A 26,150-nucleotide genomic window follows, 5' to 3' on the forward strand; every position below is an offset into this window, starting at 1 on the left:
CCGCCTTGCAGAATGTTGAAATTTAGTACAAAGGCTTGTGGCGGTATTTTGCCAAACCACTGTTATAAGCCGTTTTTATTCGTGTTTGGCGTAACAATTTAATTTAAAAACAATGAATTGGTTAAAAAGATTATTCGGTAAAAAACAAGAGCCAAAAAAAGAACAAAAAAGAACTTACTCAAATGGCGTAAGTGGTGGCGGTTATTCAACTAATAATTCGCAAAACAACAATGATAACGACTTATTAAGCCCTACAAATCTTTTAAGTCCGTTAAATCCGTTAAGTCCATTTTGGATAGGAAACAGCAATGACGATAATAGTAGTAGTCATTCAAACCACAACGATAATTCATCTAATTACGATAGTGGTTCAAGTCATTCTAATTATGATAGCAGTAGCCACCATTCGAGCCACAACGACAGTAGTTCTTATGATAGTGGCAGTAGTTGGTCAAGCAGTAGCGATTCATCAAGTTATGATTCAGGAAGTTCTTATGATAGTTCATCATCAAGTTCGTCTGATTGGTAGCGGTCGTCCTAAAATGGCTTATAACGGTTTCGGGCTAGGAGAAGTGCCTTTTTTCGGCTGCTTTCCTATTTTGAGCTAAAATAGTCAAATTTTTTAGTTTGTACTATTTTCTCCAGGAAAGCGCAAGGCATTTCTCTTAGCCCGTGTTATGTGCTGTTTTCTTTTCTGCCGCGAAAAGAAAAGCAGGAACAGTTAGGATGTGAGAAAACTAGATAAATGATTTTAAAAGATTGATCTTATCCTACCGTACGGATAGGAGTAGTCTTTTAAAATCTTAGCTTAAAAATTGCTAAAGTCTAACGTTTAATTAGTTAGAATAAAAAAACACTTGACTTTCTGGTTTTTTTCTTATAACTTTGGCAAGCCCTTTAAGCGTCTTCGCTTTGAAAATACATTTTCAGCAAATCTCGTTTGCAAGGCTTGACGAAAAATTAAATTCTTTATTTTCCGCTTTAAACGTTTTCCTTTTTAATCCAATTTTAAGCTATTTATCAGGTTTCGAGCTCATAATTGCACATAACGGTTTCGGGCTAGGAGAAGTGCCTTTTTTCGGCTGCTTTCCTATTTTTAGCTAAAATAGTCAAATTTTTTAGTTTGTACTATTTTCTCCAGGAAAGCGCAAGGCATTTCTCTTAGCCCGTGTTATGTGCTGTTTTCTTTTCTGCCGCGAAAAGAAAAGCAGGAACAGTTAGGATGTGAGAAAACTAGATAAATGATTTTAAAAGATTGATCTTATCCTACCGTACGGATAGGAGTAGTCTTTTAAAATCTTAGCTTAAAAATTGCTAAAGTCTAACGTTTAATTAGTTAGAATAAAAAAACACTTGACTTTCTGGTTTTTTTCTTATAACTTTGGCAAGCCCTTTAAGCGTCTTCGCTTTGAAAATACATTTTCAGCAAATCTCGTTTGCAAGGCTTGACGAAAAATTAAATTCTTTATTTTCCGCTTTAAACGTTTTCCTTTTTAATCCAATTTTAAGCTATTTATCAGGTTTCGAGCTCATAATTGCACATAACGCCCCGCTAGTATAATTTCGGCTTGGATAAGTACAAGACCATTATTCCGCTAGCACAATTTAAAACAAATACACACAATTAATAACCTAAGCCAAAGCACCAAGCTGAAATATACTAGCTGTTATCACTTCGGCTTAATTCACATAAATATTATGAAATATGTTCACGTTTTAACTGGCAAAGTAGGAACTTTTGTAAAAGAGTTTAATAATTATTATGGTCGTTCAATTATGATACGATTAGACAATGGTCGAGAGTATTATGCTCCCGCACACGAATTTAAGCAGTTACACTCAAGCTGAGTGATAACGTTTCGCTAGTATGGCACGCTAAGGGTTAAGCCAGCGTTATGTTTCGGAGTTGCCAAAATCATAAAAAACACAGACAATTAAACAAATTAATAACCTTTGCCTTAGTGAGCTATACTAGCTGTTATCACTTCGGCTTTTTAACACCTGACATAATATGGTAAAAGTATTAAAACAAGATTCTGAAACTTTTAAAAAATTAGAATCATTAAACGAGTTTTTATCAAAAAACGATATTGAAATATACATTACAAGGTATCAAGGCATTATTTTCAAAACTGGTAAACAATATTTCAAATTTTCATCTGAGGGAGATATATGCGAAGCTTTACCTCCTTTTTATGATGGTAAATATATTCTGTGTGACGCAAATGGAAATACTGATTTTTATCAAGAAGATTAAGCACAACGCTATTCATAAGCTGAGTGATAACTTATATATACGTCTTACAAAATCAGATATAACAACCCAAAAATGGGTGGCTTTGTCTGACTGACGTCAGTTTTATTTGAACCAAATATAAGTGATTTATTTTACAAATCATCAAACGGACTTTTAATTTGTTGGATATTTTTCGTACTAACATGCGTGTAGATTTCGGTGGTTTTGCTGCTATTATGTCCCAATAATTCTTGTATGTATCGCAAATCAGTGCCACTTTCTAGCAAATGAGTTGCAAAACTATGACGCAACCAATGTAAACTAACCGGTTTGGTAATGTTTACTTTTTCTAAAGCTTGTTTTAAAACGCTTTGTAAGCTTTTTTCAGAATAAGGTTCGCCCACATACATGCCTTCAAACAACCATGTTTTTGGTTTGTAACCTGTATAGTAGGTCCTAAGCATGTCAAGTATTTTTGGCGATAAAGGTGCTATTCTGTCTTTTTTGCCTTTGCCTTGGCGAATTATAATGATATTTCTTTTCGAGTCTATATCAACGGGTTTTAGGTTTAAAAGTTCACTGCGTCGTAAACCACAACTGTAAATTAACGAAAGCATTGTTTTGTGCTTGATATTGTTGTGTGCGTTCAAGATTTGTTTCACTTCTTGTTTGCTCAAAACGTTGGGCAGCACTTTTTCGCGTTTCGGACGATGAATTTTTTCAATTTCAATCTTGGTTTCTTGAACGGTGCTAAAATACAATTTGATGGCATTGACAATTTGGTTTTGGTACGAAGCCGATAATTTGTTACCCAAAATATAGGTGTTGTTGTACTCGATGATGTCGTTGTTGTTAATTGCAACAACAGCTTTTTCTCTAAAAAAGGTGAGGAAGGATTTAAGGGCTTCAGAATACGTTTTAATTGTGTTTTCGCTGTAACGCTTGGAGCGGAGCCAGTTTTGAAATTTAATTATTTCATGAACGCCTTCGGTAGAGGGATGATGAGTTTCTGGAATTTCTACGCGAAAACGAACCACATTTTCCGGTGTTGCCGGTACATGCCACGCTCTTAAACTCTGACTCCAACGTGCGCCTTCAAATTGCTTGATTCGGGCTATTAGATCCGGATTTCTGTCAAAATATACGGCAATGCGTGTTTCGTTTTTGTGTGTAAGTGCAGTGGCTTTCCAATTCATAGCAATAAAAATTTCGAATATTAAAGATAAGAAAAATTTGGAATTTGTGCTAGAAATTAGGTCGTAAATTTTGACAATTTAGTGTTCTTTTGTGTTGATTAATAGTGTTTTGTATTGTGTTAACAATGCAGCAATCAAATGTTTTATTGCCTTTTGAAAGAAGTTCAATCTCTTGAAAATAGGCCATAAAAAAAGCTTTGACGTGAATCAAAGCTTTTTTTATGCACCAGGGATAGTAGTGAAAATCCTCCCGATTTTTCTCGGGAGATTGTAACGGATAGCCCGACCTTTCCGAAACGATAGTGTAGGGAAGGTGGTGCCCCAATAATTATTTTTTGTCAACCACGATGCGGTTCGCACGATTAGCTAATTCCCACGCCGTTACGAAGGCAAATTGGGCTCTTTTTGCCAATGCATCGTACTCAATTTTGTCAGGAGTATCGGTAGGTTTGTGGTAATCGGCATGTACTCCGTTGAAGAAAAACACCGATGGAATTCCAAATTTCGCAAAGTTATAATGGTCTGAACGCTCATAAAAACGGTTGGGATCTTTTGGGTCGTTAAAGGTGTAATCCAATTCTAACTGCGTGTAGGTCGCATTGGCAGTGCTGCAAATGGCGTCTAGCTCGCTTGAAAGTCGGTTAGCCCCAATTACATATACATAATTGCTATTGCTGTGGTTTTTGTCGCGACGGCCAATCATATCAATATTGATATCAGCAACCGTATTGGCTAGCGGAAACAACGGATTTTCTGAGTAATAACGAGAGCCTAGCAAGCCGTGCTCTTCGCCCGTTACGTGTAAAAACAGGATGGATCTTTTTGGTCCGTGTCCTGCTTTTTTAGCCATTTGAAAAGCTTGTGCAATTTCTAAAAGTGCCACAGTTCCTGAACCGTCGTCATCGGCTCCGTTGTGAATTTTCCCTTTTTCGACACCCACGTGATCGTAGTGCGCAGATATCACAATTACTTCTTCAGGTTTTTCGGATCCTTCAATGAAAGCCCAAATATTTTCAGAGTCGGGTAAGTTTTGATTTCTTCTAGCGTTTAAAAAACTAGCCGGCACTTTTTGATAAAAATCAGTGGCAGCTTTTGGGAACGAAATTCCGTTTTTAGTATATTGTTCAATCATGTATTTACCTGCCTTTTTTTGTCCTGCGGAGCCTGTTTCGCGGCCTTCCATTTCATCCGAAGCTACAATGTAAAGATGTGTTTTTAACTCATCGGCGGTAATGGTATTCATATATTTGCCTGGATTTGCCGCTACAACACCAGTTTTTTGACTGCCACAACTGATGGTTAGCCCGGCTATGACTGCCAATAATGGGATTTTTTTCATGGTTTTCGTTTTTTAATTTTTACTAAGTGACAAATATGAGTAAAAGATTCTCAAATATGAAAATTTTAACCCAATAATGTAGGAATTTAACAATATTATCTTTTTCGTGAACTTACTTTGGATAGTTAAACAAATTTGATTTTGTTTTCTATTCGAGGCTGTAAGAGTTGTTAATGGTGCGCTGTTGCAAAAGCGAATCGAGTCTTGAGCGTCGTGTGAATTTTTGGGTATAAAAAAACAGTACCTCATTAATAAGTACAAACTTTATGAAAGTGCTGTACCAATGGTGTACTGTTTTAAAATAATGTGTTTTTGTTTTATTGCAAAACCTCTTTCAAAAAGGTATTCATGCGTGCCCAAGAACGTTTGGCTGCTTTTTCGTTATAAGCAGCTCCTTTTGACTTGTCATTGCCAGCTTCAGGCTCTGTAAAAGCATGCACTGCATCAGCATAATAAATCATTTCCCAATCGGCTTTTGTATCTCTCATTTCTTGTTGAAAAGCTGAGATTTCAGCTGCAGGAACATAAGGATCGTCTGCTCCGTGCAATACCAAAACGCGCGTGGTAATTGGGTTGTTGGGTCTTGCGGCATCGCGTCCTAAACCTCCGTGAAATGATACTACTCCTTTCAATTTCATATCGGCTCTTGCAGCTTCAAGTACGCCCGTTCCACCAAAGCAATAGCCAATGGTCACAATATTGTCCGGATTAGCACCTGCTTTTACCAATTGGTCTAGTGCCAATTGTATGCGTCTTTGGTACTCTTTTACGTTGTTTTTGTAGTAACCCGCTCTTTGTCCTGCTTCTTGTGTGTTTTGCGGATAGTTTCCTTCTCCATAAATATCAGCGACAAAGGCATAGTATCCCATTTTTGATAATTCTTCGGCTGATCTTTTGGCATGCGGATCAATGCCTTTCCAAGCGGGAAGAATTAAAATACCTGGTTTGCTTTTACTTCCTTTTTGAGGAGCAATTGATAAACCATTTAATTTTTGAGCGCCATCAGAATAAGCAACGGCTTTTAATTGAGCTTGTGCGCCAAACGAAATCGCAAAAGCACCCAATAATGTTAAAACGAATTGTTTCATAATTTTTTATTTTTTGTTACTACAAATTTGAAGCTTATTTTAATCACTATGGAAAAGTTTGATGGAAAAAACCAATGCCGCTATTTTTAAAAATGATAGACCCAACCTTCAGGTTTATTCTCCAGGGTGATAAGATTTTTTAGCATTAGCCAAAACATCTTCTTTGTAGAATAATACGTCTTTAAAAACTCCTTTTTGGTACATTTCGGCTTGATCGTCAAAATGCTTTGAATTGGCATCACCGCTGTTGCCGCCTGCCAAAAGTGATTTGGCTTTTACTTTTGGTCCAAATTCTACGGCGCAAATAAAACTATTGCCATTGCTGCCATAACGCTTGATCGTATTTTTAGCATAGCTGCTTTTATAGGCTGGCAAACTTCCCCACAATGCTGGTCCAAAACCTATTGGTAAACTTTCTTTTTCGTCATCAAAGGTTAAATCAATAGCGCCCGAGCTGCGTTGAAAACGGTTGATGGTTCCCCATGGCACCTGCCAAGTATTGAATTTAGACTGTAAATCAGCGACCACGGCCTGCAATTGCGGTAACAATTGTTCAGCTGTGGCTGCTTCTGCAAAAGCGATGGCGTTTTGAACTTGATCTTTTTCACCTTGATTCACGTATACTTTTTGTAAAATAGGATCCAATCGGTAAGCCCATTCTACGGCTAATGTTGTTGAGACAGATTTTTCATCGGAATGAAAATCCCAATTTTTTAAAACAGCGATAGGTTCTTCCAGATTTTTGTATGTATCAGTATTCGCAGCTGAAGTTTTCGTGTAAGCGTTAAGCAAAGCAGGAATCAAATATTCAAAAGCAGTTAGTTTGGTATTGTACCCATCGGCGATTAATTGTTCTAAAGTATATTTTTTATCTTGCCCAAGCAGTCGAACGGCATTTAAGCCACGAAAATTTTCTCCATCGGGAGCCATGTAATTAGGGTAATTTTGCGCCATTGGACTTTCGATTCCTGCTACTGTAAAAGGTGTAGAATTACAGTTTTGTAGCCATCCATTTTTTGGGTTGTAAGCATGCACACTTTCTGAAACTGCATGTAAGCCTTGCCATTCAGTAGTTTTTATACTGCCATCAACTTCTTTCGACCAATTAAAGTTCAGGTCGCGTTTAGGAACAAAATTTCCGTGCCAATAGGCAATATTCCCTTCTTTATCCGCATAAACAGTATTGTTAGAGGTGTTGGCTTTTAAATCCATTGCGCTTTGATAGCTAGCAAACGAAGTTGCTTTGGTACGCAACCAACTTTGCTCTAAGCCAATCATTGATCTGTTGTTGGCGCGCAAACTAATCCATTTACCATCGCGCTCGCCCATAATCGGTCCATGATGCGTGGCATAAGTGGTAAAAGTTTTTGGGATTAATTTTCCGTTTTCTAAATACGATATGGTGATGTTTTTTTGTTGAACGGCTCGTAATTTACCTTCGTATTCATAAAAGTATTGATTCTTTTTTTTAACGATTTTCTCAGCATATAAATCGGCTACATCAACATTTGACGAGGTGTGCATCCAACCGCAATTTTCGTTAAAACCTTGGTAAATAAAAAATTGTCCCCAAGTAACAGCGCCGTATGCTTGCAAACCTTCGTTGCTGCTCATTTGAATTTCAGGTCTAAAGTAAAAAGTAGTATGCGGATTGATGTACAACATTGCGTTTCCCGTAGCCGACTTTGATGGGGCAATGGCAAAACCATTTGATCCTGTTTGCACGTTTGGTTCTCGCTCTGTATAAGCTACTTTACTACTGTTACCTGAATAAAAAGTTTTAAGTTCAGCGGTAGTTAATCCACCATTGCTAATGGCGCCAATGCTGCCATCGGTCCATAATAAAGGATACCAAGGTTCAAAACGTTGCAAAAGTTTCGGTTTAACTTCTGGATGTTTGTATAAGTAGTAATTGACTCCGTCTGCAAAACTTTGAAGCAATTTTTTCAGCCAAGGCGCCGCTTTTTTGTAGTCAGCTTGTGCGGCTTCAGTATCAATAAGTAATCTAGTTTCGAGATCATTATACAAAACACTTTGGCCTTTTACTTCCGCTAATCGACCTAGTTTCTCAATATAATTCATTTCAACGCGCTTAAAATCGTCTTCGCATTGTGCATACAAAAGTCCAAAAACGGCATCGGCATCAGTCGCTCCGTACACATGTGCAATTCCCCATTGGTCTCTAATGATTTGAACTTGCTTTGCAGTTTTTTCGAGTCGGTTAATCTCTTTTTTATCAATACTTTGTGCAAAGGTATTTGTAGTAAAAAATAAAGCTATTAAAACAATAGAAATGTGTTTTGACAAAATTTTCATAGGAGTGAAGTATTTAGATTTACAAACTTACATTGCGTTTAAAGGCGCAGCCTAGCTCAATGATTGAATCGGTTTTAGCAATTCCAGGAATATTGTCTATTTTCTCGTAAAGAATACGACGCATGTGTTCGTGATTCTTTGCGTTTATTTTTACATACAAAGTAAAAGATCCCGTGATGTAGTAGCACTCTGTAATTTCAGGAATTTGCTTCAGCTCTTCGATAATGCGATCTGAATCTTGATCTTTATTCAATGTTAATCCTGTAAAGGCGCCCCAATCGTAACCCAATTTTTTTTCGTTAATGATGGGTTTAATACCCGTAATGATACCGTGCTCAATCAATCGATTGATGCGTTGATGCACCATAGTATTCGAAATTTTTAAAGTAGTTGCTATCGCGGAGTAGGCCATACGACCGTCTTTTTCTAATTCTTGAATGATTTTAATATCGAAATCGTCTATGGGTTCCATATCAGGCTTTTGTGTTTTAAGTGTTTACGAATTATAAAAGTACTTTTTTTTCTTCAAATTAAAAATTTAGTCTCTAATTATCTTTAATAAAATGACTTTTTAATAGTTGTAAATTGTGTAAAATATTTTTTTAAGTTTAATTTTAAGTCAAATTATTGTTTTTTATGTGGTTTTTTAAATAATATTAGTATTTTTGTTTCAGTACTAATTAAATACGTTTTGCTATGACATCAACAAATTCCCATTTATCCAATAAAGCCGAAGCATTAATTGCGAAAGAAGAAAAATATGGCGCACACAATTACCATCCTTTGCCTGTAGTGCTCGAAAAAGGAGAAGGAGTGTATGTTTGGGATGTTGATGGTAAACGTTATTTTGATTTTTTGTCGGCCTATTCAGCAGTGAATCAAGGGCATTGTCATCCGAAAATTGTGGGAGCAATGATGGAGCAAGCGCAAAAACTAACTCTAACCTCACGTGCTTTTTACAACGATCAATTAGGTCCTTTTGAGGAATATGTGACTAAATACTTTGGTTTCGACAAAGTTTTACCAATGAATACTGGTGCGGAGGCGGTTGAAACAGCTGTAAAACTGTGCAGAAAATGGGCTTATGAAGTAAAAGGTATTCCAGAAAATCAAGCACAAATCATTGTTTGCGAAAATAATTTTCACGGACGTACAACTACAATCGTTTCTTTTTCAAATGATGAAAATGCGCGTAAAAGCTTCGGACCTTTTACTGCTGGATTTATAAAAATTCCATACGATGATACTGCAGCACTTGAGGCAGCTTTGCAATCATCAAGCACAATCGCTGGTTTTTTGGTAGAACCAATTCAAGGTGAAGCAGGAGTGTATGTACCAAGCGAAGGTTATTTGGCAAAAGCCAAAGCACTGTGCGAAGCACACAATGTTTTGTTTATTGCTGATGAAGTGCAAACAGGTATTGCGCGTACAGGTCGTTTATTGGCAACTTGTGGCAATTGCGAATGCAAAAACGGTTGTGAAAATACGCCTGAGGTAAAACCTGATATTTTAATTTTAGGAAAAGCAATTTCTGGAGGAGTTTATCCTGTTTCTGCTGTGTTGGCGAATAATGCCATTATGAATGTCATTCAGCCAGGTCAACATGGGTCTACTTTTGGAGGAAATCCTGTTGCGGCAGCAGTTGCTATTGCAGCACTTGAGGTAGTTAAGGACGAAAATTTGGCTCAAAATGCAGCTTATCTAGGCGAAGTGTTGCGTCAAGGTTTGAACGAAATTGCAGCGAGAAATCCAATCATAACATTGGTTCGCGGAAAAGGATTGCTAAACGCGATTGTTGTAAACTGCGATGAGGAATCCGATTTGGCTTGGAATATTTGCATGAAATTTAGTGAATACGGTTTGCTTGCTAAACCAACACACGGAAATAAAATTCGTTTTGCGCCGCCATTGGTGATAACCGAATCTCAAATTCACGAGTGTTTAGGAATTATCGAACGGGCTTTGAACGATTTTAAATAGACTGCGGATTTTTATGAAAACAACAATAAAACTAATTAAAAACAGATCTGATATTGGTGCAGGAACACGTGGATCTGATTTAGGAATCGACGCTTTAGAAATTGCAGCTATTAATCGAGACAATGATTATTTTAATCAATATCTGTTTCAGGATGTAAAAACGCACAACGAAACTATTTATAATAAAAGTACCAGTACATCGGCCAAGCGAATCGAGCATGTGTTGGAGCAGTGCAACCGCGTACACGAGGTAGTTAAAAGTACTTTGCAAGAAGGATTTTTTCCAATTGTTTTATCTGGCGATCATTCCTCTGCTTTGGGAACACTTAGTGGGATAAAAGCAGCTTATCCGGATAAAAAAATTGGTGTATTTTGGATTGATGCTCATGCCGATTTACATTCGCCGTACACTTCGCCATCCGGAAATATTCATGGCATGCCTTTGTCAGCTGCCTTAGGACAAGATAATTTAGAGTGCCAAAATAATGACGTAAGCCTTGATACACAAGAGGATTGGGAGCAAATGAAAAATATTGGTTTCTCGGGAGCAAAAGTGCTTCCAGAAAACTTGGTTTATTTTGGCGTTCGCGATACCGAAGAAGAAGAAGACAAGCAAATCGAACGCTTGCAAATAAAAAATTATAAAGTAGCCGAAGTGCGCTACCGAGGTCTGGAGGTTTGCGTAGCCGAAGCTTTGAACAAAATGAACGATTGCGACATAATTTACGTATCTTTTGATGTTGATTCTCTAGATTGCGATATGGTTTCTTACGGTACCGGAACTCCTGTGCCAAGAGGATTTGATCCACTAGAAATAAAAGCAATGTTAAAACAAATTGTAGCTTCTCAAAAAGTAGCGTGTATTGAATTCGTTGAAATCAATCCTTTACTCGATACGAAAGGAAACAAAATGGCAGAAACAGCTTTTGAGATTTTAGAAGAATTTACAACTACCTTGCTTGAATCATAGGGATAATAAAGCTACCACCGCGTAAAAATGAACATTCTAATCTTTTTAATTTTATAATTTTTACCAACAAAAAAGCATCGATAGCAGTTCTATCGATGCTTTTTGTTTTATGCAATATTTAATTTTTCAAAAAGTATTTTTCTCTCAAAGCAAAGGCAACCCGCACAAGCAGAATCAAGGCAGGTACTTCTACCAAAGGTCCAATAACACCCGCAAAAGCTTGACCACTATTAATGCCAAAAACACCGATAGAAACAGCAATCGCCAATTCAAAATTATTCCCCGATGCAGTAAACGAAAGTGCTACCGTATCTTTGTAATTAGCACCAAATTTTTTCGCCACAAAAAACATTAAGAAAAACATGATGGTAAAAAAGATTACCAAAGGAATTGCGACTATAATGACATCTAAAGGCAAGGCAACTATCATTTCACCCTTTAAACTAAACATAATTACAATCGTAAAAAGCAATGCTATTAAAGTAATTGGTGATATAAAAGGAATGAATTTTTGGTTAAACCATGTTTGTCCTTTTGCTTTTATAATTCCGTACCGACTTATAAGTGCTAATACAAATGGAATACCGAGATAAATTCCAACTGTTTCCGCGATGCTTCCAATGGTTATTGGTAAGTTTAATCCTTTGATGCCTACCAAAGGCAACATAATCTCTAAAAAAAAGTAAGCGTAAAAACTGAAAAAGAAAACTTGTAAAAGGCTATTAATGCCAATTAAACCAGCTGTTAATTCCCGATTGCCTTCGGCCAACTCGTTCCAAACAATAACCATTGCAATGCAAGGCGCGATACCTATAATAATGAGGCCGGTCATGTACTCTGGATAATCTTGCAAAAACAATGTCGAAAGTCCAAACATTAAAAATGGACCAATAATCCAAGTGACTAATAATGATAGTACAAGTAATTTTGGTTTTTGAAACATCAGTGGCACTTTCGAAAAATCTATTTTAGTCAATGGCGGATACATCATCAACAACAACCCTATTGCTAACGGAATATTTGTGCTTCCATTAGACAAGGAGTTCAAGTAAGTACTGCTATCGGGAATAAAGTAACCAATACTCACACCAAGCAACATTGCTAAGAATATCCAAAGCGTAAGATATTGATCTAAAAAATGAAGTCTTTTCTTTGCCATTACTTTGATTTTATTTGAGAAAACACAAAACACATCTCTGTTGCAATTTGTAAACTTCGTTCCATGTATTTGGCGGCTTGCTCTGTTGTATTATCAAATAATTTTGGATCTTCATATTGAAGCGGAATTCTTTTTTCAGCTCCAAATATAAACGGACAGCCTTCATCCGCTTGTGAGCAAGTCATTAAAGCAGCAAATTCATCGGTGGGGTTAAAGTCATCATCATACTTCTTAGAGAAACCTATTACAGCAGGCTCATTTAAACTGTGTTTTATTGTGTAAATAGGATTACTACTTGTTGCAATAGTTGCTAGCAAAAAACCATTTTCCTTCAAAGTCTCAGCAACCATCGGGAAAAGTGACGTTGCTTCTGTCCCGCCAGAATAACAATAAACATTGGGAATCTCATAATAAGCAGCAGCTGCTTGTGCCCAGATCTGAGACAAATGACTTCTTCTTGAATTATGAGTGCAAATAAAGTTCAGCCTGATGTTTGATCCCGCAGAAACTTTATCTTGAAGATATTCAATCATCGGCTTCAAAAGGTTGCGCCTATCTACAGCTATAGAGTCATAATCTAATCGCTCAATACTTTCTTGTAATTTGGGCAATAGGGTAGTGTTAGAGTTTTTCATTCCACTTGTATTTTAGCAACAACCTCCGCCTGGTGTGCAGCTGTTGTTGGTTAGTGTATTTAAACTTAATTTTTGCTTGGGAGCCGGAATCCCGCATTGGTCTTCAGCCAAACAGGCAGTTTGTTTGTTCAGCAACAAAAAATCAGTACCATTAAAACCAATATCATAACGACCAATGGTGTTACTCTGGTATTCAACTTCGACTTCATAGTCATCCATTTCTAACATTTTTTCAGATATACTGATAATGTACAATAACTTAGCTGGTTTCAGTCTATGGTCGTAATCATTCGCATCCCATAGTTGAAAATTGATTATTTTTTCTTCTCGTAATTTCCCACCACAATCTACAAAACGGCGCACGAGTAGGCCCACTTCGGTAACATGAAAATGTTCTGGTACATACGAGCCATCAGGCAAAACAAATGTTACCTGATTCAATTGATGCAATTCTGCTTTAATCTCTGATAATTTCATTGGTTAAGTGTTTAAATATTAGCAACAAGCGTTGTTTTTGTTTTCAAAATGAGTAGTGATTTTTCCAAAAAAAGTGTTTAGTTTAGCGAATCCTTTCTCGTCTAAGCAGTAGCAAATCGCATTGCCCTCCAGTGAACCTTTAATGATACCTGCATTTTTAAGTTCCTTCAAGTGTTGTGATACCGTTGGTTGCGCCAGCGAAAGTTCGTTTACAATCGCGCCACACACGCAACTCCCAACACTAATCAGGTGTTCTATTATGGCAATACGCGCCGGATGGCCAATTGCTTTTGCTAAAACAGCCAGCTCATTCTGTTCTTCTGTATAAAATTCAAATTTAGTTGTACCCATCGTTATATATTAATATTGCAATATTACGATAAACTTTTAAATTAAAACAACAATTTATACATTATATATAGGTGAGTTCTTTTCGTTGGGCGTTCCGCTTTTCTTGCTCTTGCCTTTTGTTAGGGCAAGATCAAGCAAGTCGTCGGGCTATTCGCTGCAAGTCCTCGCCACTCCCTCAAGACGGTAGTGCCTGCGGGCTTTCCGCTGCTATCCCTAACGCGAGCTGCATATTTTAAAGACGAATTTTAAAACAGCTACTTATATATAGACTAAAACACAACTACATTTAAGGCTATATATAATGAGACGAATTATCAAATCACTGCCCAATTCCCTCATCAACCCCTCAAAACCACCCCAACTATCTTACCAACCAAAAAAACTTTATATTTAACCCCTTTGATTTTAAGACAATTAAAAAATAGTTTACAATTAAGTTTAAAAAAGGCTTGTAAAAGCGAATAAAGGTTGTAGTTTTGCACCCGCAATCAGCGCAACGTTCTACTAAAAACCTGAAACAAACGAAGAAACAATTTTTAAAAAAAGATTGCAAAAAGTTTGCCAGAGTTAAAATAGATGTTACCTTTGCACCCCGCAATACAACAGAGTTCTTATTACATATTGAGAGAAAAAGAAAAGAAAATTGAGAAAAACATTTTCGAAAAAAACTTTAAATTTTTCTTGCATAGTTAAAAAGAAATTTCTACTTTTGCACCCGCTTTGAGACACACGAAAAGCGTATTAAATAAAGAAGAATACGTTCCTAGACATATTGAATTGACAGCCGTTTTGAAAGAGATTTCAAAACAAAAGAATAAGAGTAATAGAATCGAGAGATTTGAAAAGAACCGATAGAATTTATCGTCATACAACAGTCCGCCACGGCGGACAAACAATATACGATGAAGAGTTTGATCCTGGCTCAGGATGAACGCTAGCGGCAGGCTTAACACATGCAAGTCGAGGGGTATAGTTCTTCGGAACTAGAGACCGGCGCACGGGTGCGTAACGCGTATGCAATCTACCTTTTACAGGGGAATAGCCCAGAGAAATTTGGATTAATGCCCCATAGTATAGTTTTTTCGCATGAAGAGATTATTAAAGTTCCAACGGTAAAAGATGAGCATGCGTCCCATTAGCTAGATGGTAAGGTAACGGCTTACCATGGCGACGATGGGTAGGGGTCCTGAGAGGGAGATCCCCCACACTGGTACTGAGACACGGACCAGACTCCTACGGGAGGCAGCAGTGAGGAATATTGGTCAATGGACGCAAGTCTGAACCAGCCATGCCGCGTGCAGGATGACGGTCCTATGGATTGTAAACTGCTTTTGTACGAGAAGAAACACTCCTACGTGTAGGAGCTTGACGGTATCGTAAGAATAAGGATCGGCTAACTCCGTGCCAGCAGCCGCGGTAATACGGAGGATCCAAGCGTTATCCGGAATCATTGGGTTTAAAGGGTCCGTAGGCGGTTTAGTAAGTCAGTGGTGAAAGCCCATCGCTCAACGGTGGAACGGCCATTGATACTGCTAAACTTGAATTATTAGGAAGTAACTAGAATATGTAGTGTAGCGGTGAAATGCTTAGAGATTACATGGAATACCAATTGCGAAGGCAGGTTACTACTAATGGATTGACGCTGATGGACGAAAGCGTGGGTAGCGAACAGGATTAGATACCCTGGTAGTCCACGCCGTAAACGATGGATACTAGCTGTTGGGAGCAATCTCAGTGGCTAAGCGAAAGTGATAAGTATCCCACCTGGGGAGTACGTTCGCAAGAATGAAACTCAAAGGAATTGACGGGGGCCCGCACAAGCGGTGGAGCATGTGGTTTAATTCGATGATACGCGAGGAACCTTACCAAGGCTTAAATGTAGATTGACCGGTTTGGAAACAGACTTTTCGCAAGACAATTTACAAGGTGCTGCATGGTTGTCGTCAGCTCGTGCCGTGAGGTGTCAGGTTAAGTCCTATAACGAGCGCAACCCCTGTTGTTAGTTGCCAGCGAGTCATGTCGGGAACTCTAACAAGACTGCCAGTGCAAACTGTGAGGAAGGTGGGGATGACGTCAAATCATCACGGCCCTTACGCCTTGGGCTACACACGTGCTACAATGGCCGGTACAGAGAGCAGCCACTGGGTGACCAGGAGCGAATCTATAAAACCGGTCACAGTTCGGATCGGAGTCTGCAACTCGACTCCGTGAAGCTGGAATCGCTAGTAATCGGATATCAGCCATGATCCGGTGAATACGTTCCCGGGCCTTGTACACACCGCCCGTCAAGCCATGGAAGCTGGGGGTGCCTGAAGTCGGTGACCGCAAGGAGCTGCCTAGGGTAAAACTGGTAACTAGGGCTAAGTCGTAACAAGGTAGCCGTACCGGAAGGTGCGGCTGGAACACCTCCTTTCTAGAGCCTTAGTGTTAGTAGTAATACACGCTAGGGAAAAAGATAAATGATAGAGGAACTTACTAAATAAAGAAGTTCTATTACTCTTGCTGTTAATTTAAAGAAATTGAAAAGAAGAATGAAGTAAAACAGAGTCTCGTAGCTCAGCTGGTTAGAGTACTACACTGATAATGTAGGGGTCGGCAGTTCGAGTCTGCCCGGGACTACTATTTTAACCATTCGAAAAGGAAATTTTAGAGGTTGAGTAACCGTTTTAAGTACTGTTAACTAAAAACTGTTAACTGCCAACTAAAAAATGGGGGATTAGCTCAGCTGGCTAGAGCGCCTGCCTTGCACGCAGGAGGTCAACGGTTCGACTCCGTTATTCTCCACAAATTTAGTCGAAAGACTAAAGTCTGAAAGTCAAAAGTATGACTTTATGACCTTAGGCTTTACAACTTTTGACCTAAATAAAGTTCATTGACATATTGAGATAAGAAATAATAAAAAGTAGAAAGCAGTTTTTTCTAATTTATTAGAAAAAGCGAAAAAAAACGGTCGTAATTAATTTTACGATTGGTACAATAAGCAAAATAAGGGCGTATGGGGGATGCCTAGGCTCTCAGAGGCGATGAAAGGCGTGATAAGCTGCGAAAAGCTACGGGGATGGGCACACACCAATTGATCCGTAGATACCTGAATGGGGCAACCCACTATCTTGAAGAGATAGTACACCGATAGGTGGGCAAACCCGCTGAACTGAAACATCTAAGTAGGCGGAGGAGAAGAAAACAAAAGTGATTCCGTAAGTAGTGGCGAGCGAACGCGGATTAGCCCAAACCAATGTTGTTACGGCAATGTTGGGGTTGTAGGACCACGATATTTTATGTACAAGGAACCGGAATTGACTGGAAAGTCGAACCATAGAGGGTGATAGTCCCGTATGGGTAACGAGTATAATAAATAGTGGTATCCTGAGTAGGGCGGGGCACGTGAAACCCTGTCTGAATTTGGCGGGACCATCCGCTAAGGCTAAATACTCCTGAGAGACCGATAGTGAACCAGTACCGTGAGGGAAAGGTGAAAAGAACCGTGAATAACGGAGTGAAATAGATCCTGAAACCATACGCTTACAAGCGGTCGGAGCCCTTTAGTGGGGTGACGGCGTGCCTTTTGCATAATGAGCCTACGAGTTAACGTTGCTGGCAAGGATAAGTGGTTAAGCCACGGATCCGTAGCGAAAGCGAGTCTGAATAGGGCGCTTTAGTCAGTAGTGTTAGACGCGAAACCGTGTGATCTACCCATGGGCAGGATGAAGCGCTGGTAACACAGTGTGGAGGTCCGAACCGGTTGACGTTGAAAAGTCTTCGGATGACCTGTGGGTAGGGGTGAAAGGCCAATCAAACTCGGAAATAGCTCGTACTCCCCGAAATGCATTTAGGTGCAGCGCACGGCATAAAGTTATATAGAGGTAGAGCTACTGATTGGATGCGGGGGCTTCACCGCCTACCAATTCCTGACAAACTCCGAATGCTATATAATGTTTCCGTGCAGTGAGGGCTTGGGTGCTAAGGTCCAAGTCCGAGAGGGAAAGAACCCAGACCATCAGCTAAGGTCCCCAAATATACGCTAAGTTGAAAGAACGAGGTTTGTCTGCCCAGACAGCTAGGATGTTGGCTTGGAAGCAGCCATTCATTTAAAGAGTGCGTAACAGCTCACTAGTCGAGCGGACGAGCATGGATAATAATCGGGCATAAGCGTATTACCGAAGCTATGGATTTACAATTTATTGTAAGTGGTAGGGGAGCATTCTAACAGGGTAGAAGGTGTATCGTAAGGTATGCTGGACTGGTTAGAAAAGAAAATGTAGGCATAAGTAACGATAATGCGGGCGAGAAACCCGCACACCGAAAGACTAAGGTTTCCACAGCTATGCTAATCAGCTGTGGGTTAGTCGGGACCTAAGGCGAACCCGAAAGGGACAGTCGATGGACAACGGGTTAATATTCCCGTACTAGTTATTACTGTGATGGGGTGACGGAGTGATGAAAGCGCCGCGAACTGACGGAATAGTTCGTTGAAGTACCTACCTATAAGACCCGCAGGCAAATCCACGGGTTTTGGGGAAATACGATAGTACTCGGATACTTCGGTAGAAGAGATAGTGCGCCTAAGGGCTTCCAAGAAAAACCTCTAAACTTCAGGTAATAAGTACCCGTACCGCAAACCGACACAGGTAGTCGAGGAGAGAATCCTAAGGTGCTCGAGAGATTCATGGCTAAGGAATTAGGCAAAATAGACCCGTAACTTCGGGAGAAGGGTCGCCAGCAGCAATGCTGGCCGCAGTGAAGAGGTCCAGGCGACTGTTTATCAAAAACACAGGGCTCTGCAAAATCGTAAGATGAAGTATAGGGCCTGACACCTGCCCGGTGCTGGAAGGTTAAGTGGAGATGTTATCTTCGGAGAAGCATTGAAATGAAGCCCCAGTAAACGGCGGCCGTAACTATAACGGTCCTAAGGTAGCGAAATTCCTTGTCGGGTAAGTTCCGACCTGCACGAATGGTGTAACGATCTGGACACTGTCTCAGCCATGAGCTCGGTGAAATTGTAGTAGCGGTGAAGATGCCGCTTACCCGCAGTGGGACGAAAAGACCCTGTGCACCTTTACTATAGCTTAGTATTGACCTTGGATAAATGATGTGTAGGATAGGTTGGAGACTGTGAAGTGGCGTCGCTAGGCGTTGTGGAGTCATTGTTGAAATACAACCCTTTGTTTATCTGAGGCCTAACTCCGCATTGCGGAGGACATTGCTTGGTGGGTAGTTTGACTGGGGTGGTCGCCTCCAAAAGAGTAACGGAGGCTTCTAAAGGTTCCCTCAGTACGCTTGGTAACCGTGCGTAGAGTGCAATGGCATAAGGGAGCTTGACTGAGAGACATACAGGTCGATCAGGTACGAAAGTAGAGCATAGTGATCCGGTGGTTCCGCATGGAAGGGCCATCGCTCAAAGGATAAAAGGTACGCCGGGGATAACAGGCTGATCTCCCCCAAGAGCTCATATCGACGGGGGGGTTTGGCACCTCGATGTCGGCTCGTCACATCCTGGGGCTGGAGAAGGTCCCAAGGGTTGGGCTGTTCGCCCATTAAAGTGGCACGCGAGCTGGGTTCAGAACGTCGTGAGACAGTTCGGTCTCTATCTACTGTGGGCGCAAGAAATTTGAGTGGATCTGATTCTAGTACGAGAGGACCGAATTGGACAAACCTCTAGTGTATCTGTTGTCACGCCAGTGGCACCGCAGAGTAGCTACGTTTGGAAGGGATAAGCGCTGAAAGCATATAAGCGCGAAACCCACCACAAGATGAGATTTCTTTTAAGGGTCGTGGGAGATGACCACGTTGATAGGCTATAGATGTAAAGGCAGTAATGTCATAGTCGAGTAGTACTAATAACCCGTAAGCTTATGTACACCCTTTTCCTCCCGAGTAATCGGGAGGGAGAAACTTTCTAATACTTCAATGTATACTTTTTTATATTCTTTATCTCAGTATGTTAAGATATTTGCTCGACGCAAGAGCAGTCCAAAGACGAAAGTCACAAGTCCAAAGGTTAACTTTAGACTTTAAGACCTTCGACTTTAGACTAACAACCTTAAGGTGATTATTGCGGCGGGGCTCACCTCTTCCCATCCCGAACAGAGAAGTTAAGCCCGCCTGCGCAGATGGTACTGCAGTTATGTGGGAGAGTATGTCGTTGCCTTTCTTTGAAAGCCCATTCTAATCGGATGGGCTTTTTTTTATCACTTACTTTTTACAAGTAAGGTACCTTAGCTCAGATGGTAGAGCAATGGACTGAAAATCCATGTGTCCCTGGTTCGATCCCTGGAGGTACCACAACCAAACATCGCTCGGATGGTGAAATTGGTAGACACGCTGGACTTAAAATCCAGTGAACAGCAATGTTCGTGCGGGTTCAAGTCCCGCTCTGAGTACTAAATCAACAAAATAAAACTCCCTATGAAGTAGGGAGTTTTTTGCGTTTAGACGGTTTTAGAGGATGATTCTTTAGGAATATATAAAAATGTCTAAAATTTATTTACAATTAGCAGTATATTAGTAAAAAATTATATCTAACATAACATAATTAACCACAATGAAAAGAAGATCCTTCTTAACAACTGCTACCTTAGCTTCGGCCGGATTAAGTACACTTCTGCTATCAAGTTGCTCTGATGGTGCAAAAAATGAAACAAAAAAAAACGACGGTTCCGACTTTGAGATTGATTTTGAATTGGATGAGGAAACTATTTCTAGTTTGCAAAAAAAAATCGAAAATGGCACCTATAGTTCTGAAAAATTAGTTACTCTGTACTTAAATAGAATTGAGGCAATTGACAAAAATAGTGCAAAATTAAATTCTGTTATTGAGGTCAATCCTGATGCTTTAGAAATTGCTAAAGCAATGGATGTTGAGTTGAAAAATGGTAAAAAACGTGGTCCTTTACATGGTATTCCTGTATTGATAAAAGATAATATAGATACCGCTGATAAAATGCAAACTACAGCAGGAGCTTTGGCACTTGCTGGAAATATTTCCAAAAAAGATGCTTTTATTGTTAGCAATTTACGAGAAGCTGGCGCTGTTATAATAGGTAAAACTAATTTAAGTGAGTGGGCAAATTTCCGTTCCACTCAATCTAGTAGTGGATGGAGCAGTAGAGGTGGTCAAACTAAAAATCCTTATTTTTTAGATCGTAATCCTTGTGGTTCAAGTGCTGGCTCTGGTACCGCAGTTTCAGCAAATTTATGTGTTGTAGCTATTGGTACCGAAACAGATGGATCTATTGTATGTCCTTCATCTGTAAATGGAATCGTTGGTATTAAACCTACTGTTGGACTTGTTAGTCGAAGTGGTATTATTCCTATTTCTGCAACTCAAGATACTGCCGGTCCGATGGCAAGAACTGTTGAAGATGCAGCTATACTACTTTCAGCTATTACAGGTTTTGATCCTTTAGATACTATTACAAATGAAAGTAAGGGGAAGATAGAAAAGGATTATACTACTTTTTTGGATTTGAATGCACTCAAAGGGAAACGAATAGGTATTGAGAAGAAGCCGCAAGGTACAAATTCCGCTATTAATGCTTTGTTGGATGATGCTATTGCGATTTTAAGGAAACAAGGAGCAACAGTTGTAGAGATAGATTATTTAGATAAAATTAATACTACCGGGCAATCTGAATTTGAAGTACTGCAGTATGAATTTAAAGATGGTGTTAATAAGTATTTATCATCTTCAAATGCTAAAGTTAAAAACTTAAAAGAAGTCATAGCGTTTAATAAGAGTAATGAAAAGGAAGCAATGCCATATTTTAAGCAAGAAACCTTGGAAAGTTCTGACGAAAAAGGGCCACTCTCCGATAAGAAATATACGGAAGCTTTATCAATTAGTACTGCTCAAAATAAATCTTTTTTAAAATCTGTTTTTGAGAGTAATAAGCTAGATGCAATTTGTGGTATAACGATGGGGCCTTCTTGCAGTATCGATACTGTTTATGGAGATAAATGGGGCAGTTACTCACTTACATCACCTGCCGCTGTTACTGGTTTTCCGCATATTACGGTTCCTTGTGGACAGGTTTATGATTTACCTGTAGGGTTATCATTTTTTAGTACTCCATATCAAGAGGGTAAATTAATTGGATTAGGATTTGCATTTGAGCAAGCAACCAAGAAACGCGTTAAGCCATCATTTAAAAAATCATTTTTAGAATAAGTCATAAATAAAAAAAGGGTATTTAGTTACCCTTTTTTATTAGAACTGCAGTGCCAACGATTTTTTTATTCTTTAAAATCTATGGATAAAGAATTGACGCAATATCTTTGTCCTGTTTTTGTAGGGCCATCATTAAAAACATGTCCTAAGTGGCTTCCACAATTTGCACACAAAATCTCAGTGCGTTTCATTCCGTGTGACGAATCTTCTATGTATTGTACTTTTCCTGGAATCGATTCATCAAATGAAGGCCAACCACAATGTGCATCAAATTTAGAATCACTTTCAAATAATGGCTCATGACAAGCTCCACAGGTATAAGTTCCTTTTTCAAAGTGCAAGTTATAAATTCCTGTATGTGGATATTCGGTGCCTTTTAAACGTAGAATGCGAAAACGCTCTTCACCAAGTTGTTCTTTCCATTCTTGCTCAGTTTTTATTATTTCATATTTCATAATCGCAGATTTAGTTGAGTTCTTGACTTTTTATAAATGTAATAATTTTAGAGTTTACCCCAGCATTTCCCAGTATTTTTCGATGTCCTAAATTTTCTGTAAGTTCTAATTCTCCCTTTTTTAAATGCTTATAAATATGGTGAGCTGTTTTTACAGGGACTTCTGGATCATGTTTGTCATGAATAATTAATACTGGGACATTAATTGCACTTGCGGCTTTAAATGCAGCATGCTCACTCATTTTTGTTCTTAGTTTTTTTTCAAAATGCCCTATTAGTAAAGGCACATATTTTGAATTTAAACCTAATTTTTTAACAAAGTTTTCTATCACTTCTTCGATGATGTCACCGCTACCAATAGCGACAGCACATTTTACTTTTAAACCTTGTTTCATAGCATTAAGTACTGCCATACCTCCTAATGAGTGTCCAATAATAGCATCAAAAGGCCCCATAGTTTTATCAATTTCAAGTATAGTTTCAATGAAATCCCCCATCAAACTTGAGTTTCCTGCAGAAGCGCCATGAGCAGGGGCGTCAAAACTTATAGTCGAATAGTTTTCGGCTAGTAGTGTATCTGATATTTTGAACAATTGTGTCCCTCTGCCTGACCAACCATGAACTATTAAGATTTTTTTATTGAATGTACCGTTTTCATAAAGTTGAATATCTTGATTCAAAGAGGGAATATATAGCTTTCTTTTACCGCTTTTTTGCAGCATTTGAAGTTCTCTTTTGGGAATTTTGTGTTTTACTGGTGTAGTAAAAATTTTCGCAATTAAAAGTATTGTCAATCTCTCAGATAATAAAGAGATTAATTTAGTTGGGACCACTATAATTTTAGGAATTTTCAATGATTGAGTAGCAGGAGAACTTTTTTTTGTCATTTTATTAAATTTTCACGTCGGTCGAGTTATTGGTATTTTTTTACTAAATTTAGAAAAACATAAAAGTAGTATTTTTAAGCTGTAGTTGAAAAGACAAAAATATAAAGTTGTTAGGTTTAGCTTTCTTATAAAAATTGCTTGTTTAAAAATGGAATACTTTAATAATTCAAATCGATTTTATCACGATGGAAATTTTTCATATCAGTGCCGAATGTTATCCCGTTGCAAAAGTAGGTGGTTTAGCAGACGTCGTGGGTGCCTTACCGAAATATCAATGTAATGCGGGTCATCAAGTTAGCGTAGTAATGCCTTGTTATGATACTAAATTTAGAACCGAAAATCAGTTTGAATGTGTACATTGGGGCAATGTAACTTTGGGACATTTTAATTTTCCGTTTAGTGTGCTCAAACAAATAGATAATGAATTAGGTTTTGAACTATACCTGATTGAGATTCCTGAATTATTTGATCGAAAACAAGTTTACGGCTATCAAGATGATATTGAGCGTTTTTTATCTTTTCAAATAGCTACTCTTGATTGGATTGTAGGTCGAGCTGAAATTCCAGATGTGCTTAACTGTCACGATCATCATACAGGATTAATTCCTTTTATGACCTTACATTGTCATAAATATGCCAAATTACGGTCAATATCTACCTTAATTACCATTCATAATGGGCTATATCAGGGTCAATTTGGTTTCGATAAATTGTATTATTTACCGCCTTTTGATTTAGAACATGTAAAGCTTTTAGAGTGGGACAATTGTATCAATTCATTAGCTGTGGCAGTCAAATGCGCAGGTGGTGTAACAACTGTTTCTCCGAGTTACCTAAATGAAATAAATTATTTTGCTAACGGATTAGAGTCGCTTTTTAACTCCGTTAGATTTAAATCGCGTGGTATTTTGAACGGAATAGATATTGAGGTTTGGGATCCTGCTAAGGATGTAATGCTGGCAAAAAATTATTCTTTGGCCACTGTTCAAAAAGGAAAGCAAGAAAATAAAAATAAATTATGTTCCCTTTTTAATCTGGACCCTGAAAAGCCATTATTCAGTTTTATAGGCAGACTTTTTGACGAAAAAGGCGGGGACTTACTACCTGAAGCTGCATCACGATCGTTAAATGCACATTATAAATCTATTAATATCTTAATTTTAGGTTCAGGTAATGCAGTTATTGAACAACAATTAAATGGACTTTTAACTGAATTTGAGGGTAATTACAATACTTTTATAGGTTATAATGAGGAGTTAGCACATTTAATTTATGCAGGTTCTGACTTTATTTTGATGCCTTCAAGAGTTGAGCCATGTGGTTTAAATCAAATGTACGCCTTAAGATACGGAACCATTCCAATTGTTCGTAGAACAGGAGGATTGCGGGACACAGTTATTGATTTTGGCGATGATGGTAATGGCATTTGTCATGACCAAGCATCGGCAGATGATATAGTTTACTCAATAGGTCGTGCGGTAGACTTATTTCAAGACAAAAAGCATTTGAATCAATTAATAAAGAAAGCCATGCAAACCGATCATTCTTGGGAGCGAGTTTGTCAAGAATATATAGAAATGTACAACCTAATTATATCACATAATGAAAGCTAAAAAGAAAAATGTAATTGCCATTATTTTGGGTGGTGGACAAGGTTCCCGATTGTTCCCTCTTACTGAAACACGATCTAAACCTGCTGTTCCCATTGGAGGAAAGTATCGTTTAGTAGATATTCCAATTTCTAATTGTATGAATTCAGATATTTACAGAATGTTTGTGCTTACGCAATTCAACTCAGCTTCGCTTAATGCGCATATAAAAAACACCTATAATTTCAGTATTTTTAGTCATGCTTTTGTTGATATTTTGGCCGCCGAGCAAACTCCAGACAACCCAACATGGTTTCAAGGTACAGCCGATGCGGTGAGACAATGTATGCCGCATTTTTTAAATCATGATTTTGATTATGCATTGATACTTTCAGGAGATCAATTGTATCAAATGGATTTTAATGATATGGTTGAGGAGCACATCAAAAACGAGGCAGACATTACTATTGCAACCTTGCCAGTAAATGCCAAAGATGCCCCAGAATTTGGTATTTTAAAAACCAATAGCGCTAGTGAAATTGAATCGTTTATTGAAAAACCAGCGAAAGAATTATTACCTGATTGGGAATCTGATGTAAGTGACCAAATGAAATCAGAAGGTAAAAACTACCTGGCATCAATGGGGATTTATATTTTCAATCGTCAATTGCTTATTGATATCATGGCTAATAAAGAAACCAAGGATTTTGGTAAAGAGATCATTCCGCAAGCCGTTGGTAACAAAAAAATATTAAGCTATCAGTACGAAGGATATTGGACTGACATTGGAAATATTGATTCGTTTTTTGAGGCTAACATTGGTTTAACTGAGGATTTACCTAAATTTAATTTGTTTGACAACGATAACAAAATTTTTACCAGACCTCGTTTATTACCGCCTTCCAAATTTCAGAAAACCATGGTCGATCGTTCGCTAATTTCTGAAGGTTGTATTTTAAACGCCAAAGAAATTGTGAATTCGGTCATAGGGATTCGTTCTCGAGTTGGGGAAGGAACAGTAATTGAGAATTGCTATGTTATGGGAAATGATTTTTATCAAAATATAGATGACATGAATAACGATGCAGCAAATGGTAAACAATTAGTTGGCATTGGAGAAAGATGTTTTTTGAAAAATGCATTAATTGACAAAAACTGTCGCATCGGAAATGATGTTCATATCAGTGGCGGCGCTCATTTAGCCGATTTTTCAAATGAATTGTACGCAATTAAAGATGGAATTGTTGTAGTTAAAAAAGGAGTTACAATCCCAGATAATTATGAGATTAGATAAATCATAAATGCA

At 38.5% G+C, this 26,150-nt stretch carries 19 protein-coding genes, 4 tRNA genes and 3 rRNA genes; 15 read left to right on the top strand and 11 right to left on the bottom strand.

Going from position 1 to position 26,150, the window contains the following annotated elements; all coding sequences use genetic code 11:
* Positions 1–112 precede the first annotated feature (112 nt).
* From ACXX8U_RS05155 to ACXX8U_RS05165, 3 genes are all read left to right on the top strand, one after another.
* Complete coding sequence (locus ACXX8U_RS05155; protein ID WP_458564910.1) at positions 113–529, top strand: hypothetical protein; 417 nt, start codon at positions 113–115, stop codon at positions 527–529.
* A 1,169-nt stretch (positions 530–1,698) separates the two neighbouring features.
* On the top strand, positions 1,699–1,848 hold the full coding sequence (locus tag ACXX8U_RS05160; RefSeq protein ID WP_458564911.1) for a hypothetical protein: 150 nt from the start codon (positions 1,699–1,701) through the stop codon (positions 1,846–1,848).
* 163 nt (positions 1,849–2,011) lie between these two features.
* Positions 2,012–2,257 (top strand): hypothetical protein, encoded by a 246-nt coding sequence (locus tag ACXX8U_RS05165; RefSeq protein WP_458564912.1) that lies wholly within the window; start codon positions 2,012–2,014, stop codon positions 2,255–2,257.
* 131 nt (positions 2,258–2,388) lie between these two features.
* On the opposite strand, the gene xerA is transcribed toward ACXX8U_RS05165, so the two are convergent.
* The 5 genes from xerA to ACXX8U_RS05190 form a co-directional block, all read right to left on the bottom strand.
* On the bottom strand, positions 2,389–3,432 hold the full coding sequence (gene xerA / locus ACXX8U_RS05170) for a site-specific tyrosine recombinase/integron integrase (RefSeq protein WP_458564913.1): 1,044 nt from the start codon (positions 3,430–3,432) through the stop codon (positions 2,389–2,391).
* Between the two features lie 328 nt (positions 3,433–3,760).
* Positions 3,761–4,771, bottom strand: coding sequence for a M28 family peptidase (locus tag ACXX8U_RS05175; RefSeq protein ID WP_458564914.1), 1,011 nt, complete (start codon positions 4,769–4,771; stop codon positions 3,761–3,763).
* Positions 4,772–5,088: 317 nt separating this feature from the next.
* A complete protein-coding gene (locus tag ACXX8U_RS05180; protein WP_458564915.1) occupies positions 5,089–5,859 on the bottom strand; it encodes a dienelactone hydrolase family protein in 771 nt (256 codons plus the stop codon).
* A 114-nt stretch (positions 5,860–5,973) separates the two neighbouring features.
* Positions 5,974–8,175 carry a penicillin acylase family protein gene (locus ACXX8U_RS05185; protein WP_458564916.1) on the bottom strand — a complete coding sequence of 734 codons (2,202 nt, stop codon included), beginning with the start codon at positions 8,173–8,175 and terminating at the stop codon, positions 5,974–5,976.
* Between the two features lie 19 nt (positions 8,176–8,194).
* Positions 8,195–8,647, bottom strand: coding sequence for an Lrp/AsnC family transcriptional regulator (locus tag ACXX8U_RS05190; RefSeq protein ID WP_166139113.1), 453 nt, complete (start codon positions 8,645–8,647; stop codon positions 8,195–8,197).
* 224 nt (positions 8,648–8,871) lie between these two features.
* Between ACXX8U_RS05190 and rocD the strand changes: the two genes are divergently transcribed.
* Both rocD and ACXX8U_RS05200 read left to right on the top strand, forming a co-directional pair.
* Positions 8,872–10,155 (top strand): ornithine--oxo-acid transaminase, encoded by a 1,284-nt coding sequence (rocD, locus tag ACXX8U_RS05195; RefSeq protein WP_458564917.1) that lies wholly within the window; start codon positions 8,872–8,874, stop codon positions 10,153–10,155.
* 13 nt (positions 10,156–10,168) lie between these two features.
* Positions 10,169–11,125: an arginase gene (locus ACXX8U_RS05200; protein WP_458564918.1), complete on the top strand. Its 957-nt coding sequence runs from the start codon at positions 10,169–10,171 to the stop codon at positions 11,123–11,125.
* A 118-nt stretch (positions 11,126–11,243) separates the two neighbouring features.
* On the opposite strand, the gene arsB is transcribed toward ACXX8U_RS05200, so the two are convergent.
* The 4 genes from arsB to ACXX8U_RS05220 are packed head-to-tail and all read right to left on the bottom strand — an operon-like array spanning position 11,244 to position 13,747.
* The gene (gene arsB / locus ACXX8U_RS05205) at positions 11,244–12,284 is read right to left on the bottom strand and encodes an ACR3 family arsenite efflux transporter (RefSeq protein WP_458564919.1); all 1,041 of its coding nucleotides are present in this window, start codon (positions 12,282–12,284) and stop codon (positions 11,244–11,246) included.
* Positions 12,284–12,919: a low molecular weight phosphatase family protein gene (locus ACXX8U_RS05210; RefSeq protein ID WP_458564920.1), complete on the bottom strand. Its 636-nt coding sequence runs from the start codon at positions 12,917–12,919 to the stop codon at positions 12,284–12,286. Before ACXX8U_RS05210 ends, arsB begins: the two co-directional genes overlap by 1 nt.
* A 12-nt stretch (positions 12,920–12,931) precedes the next feature.
* Complete coding sequence (locus ACXX8U_RS05215; RefSeq protein ID WP_458564921.1) at positions 12,932–13,396, bottom strand: DUF6428 family protein; 465 nt, start codon at positions 13,394–13,396, stop codon at positions 12,932–12,934.
* 18 nt (positions 13,397–13,414) lie between these two features.
* Positions 13,415–13,747 carry an ArsR/SmtB family transcription factor gene (locus tag ACXX8U_RS05220; protein WP_458564922.1) on the bottom strand — a complete coding sequence of 111 codons (333 nt, stop codon included), beginning with the start codon at positions 13,745–13,747 and terminating at the stop codon, positions 13,415–13,417.
* An 899-nt stretch (positions 13,748–14,646) separates the two neighbouring features.
* On the opposite strand from ACXX8U_RS05220, the gene ACXX8U_RS05225 reads away from it, so the two are divergent.
* The 8 genes from ACXX8U_RS05225 to ACXX8U_RS05260 all read left to right on the top strand — a co-directional run bounded on the left by ACXX8U_RS05225 (position 14,647) and on the right by ACXX8U_RS05260 (position 21,914).
* Positions 14,647–16,160, top strand: a 16S ribosomal RNA gene (locus ACXX8U_RS05225).
* A 132-nt stretch (positions 16,161–16,292) separates the two neighbouring features.
* Positions 16,293–16,366: transfer RNA gene (locus tag ACXX8U_RS05230), tRNA-Ile, on the top strand.
* 91 nt (positions 16,367–16,457) lie between these two features.
* A tRNA-Ala gene (locus tag ACXX8U_RS05235) sits at positions 16,458–16,531 on the top strand.
* 190 nt (positions 16,532–16,721) lie between these two features.
* Positions 16,722–19,605, top strand: a 23S ribosomal RNA gene (locus ACXX8U_RS05240).
* Positions 19,606–19,788: 183 nt separating this feature from the next.
* Positions 19,789–19,898, top strand: a 5S ribosomal RNA gene (rrf, locus tag ACXX8U_RS05245).
* Together the 16S, 23S and 5S rRNA genes with 4 tRNA genes alongside form the textbook arrangement of a ribosomal RNA operon.
* 58 nt (positions 19,899–19,956) lie before the next feature.
* Positions 19,957–20,029 (top strand) — tRNA-Phe (locus ACXX8U_RS05250).
* Between the two features lie 12 nt (positions 20,030–20,041).
* Positions 20,042–20,127 (top strand) — tRNA-Leu (locus tag ACXX8U_RS05255).
* Positions 20,128–20,288: 161 nt separating this feature from the next.
* Positions 20,289–21,914, top strand: a complete 1,626-nt coding sequence (locus ACXX8U_RS05260) for an amidase (RefSeq protein ID WP_458564923.1) — start codon at positions 20,289–20,291, stop codon at positions 21,912–21,914.
* Positions 21,915–21,979: 65 nt separating this feature from the next.
* Here ACXX8U_RS05260 and msrB read toward each other — a convergent pair whose 3' ends face one another.
* Positions 21,980–22,369 carry a peptide-methionine (R)-S-oxide reductase MsrB gene (gene msrB, locus ACXX8U_RS05265; RefSeq protein ID WP_458564924.1) on the bottom strand — a complete coding sequence of 130 codons (390 nt, stop codon included), beginning with the start codon at positions 22,367–22,369 and terminating at the stop codon, positions 21,980–21,982.
* A 10-nt stretch (positions 22,370–22,379) separates the two neighbouring features.
* A complete protein-coding gene (locus tag ACXX8U_RS05270) occupies positions 22,380–23,255 on the bottom strand; it encodes an alpha/beta fold hydrolase (protein WP_458564925.1) in 876 nt (291 codons plus the stop codon).
* A gap of 185 nt (positions 23,256–23,440) precedes the next feature.
* Here ACXX8U_RS05270 and ACXX8U_RS05275 point away from each other — a divergent pair, with 185 nt between their 5' ends.
* Together ACXX8U_RS05275 and ACXX8U_RS05280 are read left to right on the top strand one after the other, a co-directional pair.
* Positions 23,441–24,868, top strand: coding sequence for a glycogen synthase (locus ACXX8U_RS05275; RefSeq protein ID WP_458564926.1), 1,428 nt, complete (start codon positions 23,441–23,443; stop codon positions 24,866–24,868).
* A complete protein-coding gene (locus ACXX8U_RS05280) occupies positions 24,858–26,138 on the top strand; it encodes a glucose-1-phosphate adenylyltransferase (protein WP_458564927.1) in 1,281 nt (426 codons plus the stop codon). Before ACXX8U_RS05275 ends, ACXX8U_RS05280 begins: the two co-directional genes overlap by 11 nt.
* Positions 26,139–26,150 lie beyond the last annotated feature (12 nt).

This window comes from Flavobacterium sp. GNP001 (genome assembly GCF_054343775.1).

Coding starts and splice junctions, on each gene's coding strand:
- ACXX8U_RS05155 (WP_458564910.1), top strand. CDS start 113: ATGAATTGGTTAAAAAGATTATTCGGTAAAAAACAAGAGCCAAAAAAA.
- ACXX8U_RS05160 (WP_458564911.1), top strand. CDS start 1,699: ATGAAATATGTTCACGTTTTAACTGGCAAAGTAGGAACTTTTGTAAAA.
- ACXX8U_RS05165 (WP_458564912.1), top strand. CDS start 2,012: ATGGTAAAAGTATTAAAACAAGATTCTGAAACTTTTAAAAAATTAGAA.
- xerA (WP_458564913.1), bottom strand. CDS start 3,432: ATGAATTGGAAAGCCACTGCACTTACACACAAAAACGAAACACGCATT.
- ACXX8U_RS05175 (WP_458564914.1), bottom strand. CDS start 4,771: ATGAAAAAAATCCCATTATTGGCAGTCATAGCCGGGCTAACCATCAGT.
- ACXX8U_RS05180 (WP_458564915.1), bottom strand. CDS start 5,859: ATGAAACAATTCGTTTTAACATTATTGGGTGCTTTTGCGATTTCGTTT.
- ACXX8U_RS05185 (WP_458564916.1), bottom strand. CDS start 8,175: ATGAAAATTTTGTCAAAACACATTTCTATTGTTTTAATAGCTTTATTT.
- ACXX8U_RS05190 (WP_166139113.1), bottom strand. CDS start 8,647: ATGGAACCCATAGACGATTTCGATATTAAAATCATTCAAGAATTAGAA.
- rocD (WP_458564917.1), top strand. CDS start 8,872: ATGACATCAACAAATTCCCATTTATCCAATAAAGCCGAAGCATTAATT.
- ACXX8U_RS05200 (WP_458564918.1), top strand. CDS start 10,169: ATGAAAACAACAATAAAACTAATTAAAAACAGATCTGATATTGGTGCA.
- arsB (WP_458564919.1), bottom strand. CDS start 12,284: ATGGCAAAGAAAAGACTTCATTTTTTAGATCAATATCTTACGCTTTGG.
- ACXX8U_RS05210 (WP_458564920.1), bottom strand. CDS start 12,919: ATGAAAAACTCTAACACTACCCTATTGCCCAAATTACAAGAAAGTATT.
- ACXX8U_RS05215 (WP_458564921.1), bottom strand. CDS start 13,396: ATGAAATTATCAGAGATTAAAGCAGAATTGCATCAATTGAATCAGGTA.
- ACXX8U_RS05220 (WP_458564922.1), bottom strand. CDS start 13,747: ATGGGTACAACTAAATTTGAATTTTATACAGAAGAACAGAATGAGCTG.
- ACXX8U_RS05260 (WP_458564923.1), top strand. CDS start 20,289: ATGAAAAGAAGATCCTTCTTAACAACTGCTACCTTAGCTTCGGCCGGA.
- msrB (WP_458564924.1), bottom strand. CDS start 22,369: ATGAAATATGAAATAATAAAAACTGAGCAAGAATGGAAAGAACAACTT.
- ACXX8U_RS05270 (WP_458564925.1), bottom strand. CDS start 23,255: ATGACAAAAAAAAGTTCTCCTGCTACTCAATCATTGAAAATTCCTAAA.
- ACXX8U_RS05275 (WP_458564926.1), top strand. CDS start 23,441: ATGGAAATTTTTCATATCAGTGCCGAATGTTATCCCGTTGCAAAAGTA.
- ACXX8U_RS05280 (WP_458564927.1), top strand. CDS start 24,858: ATGAAAGCTAAAAAGAAAAATGTAATTGCCATTATTTTGGGTGGTGGA.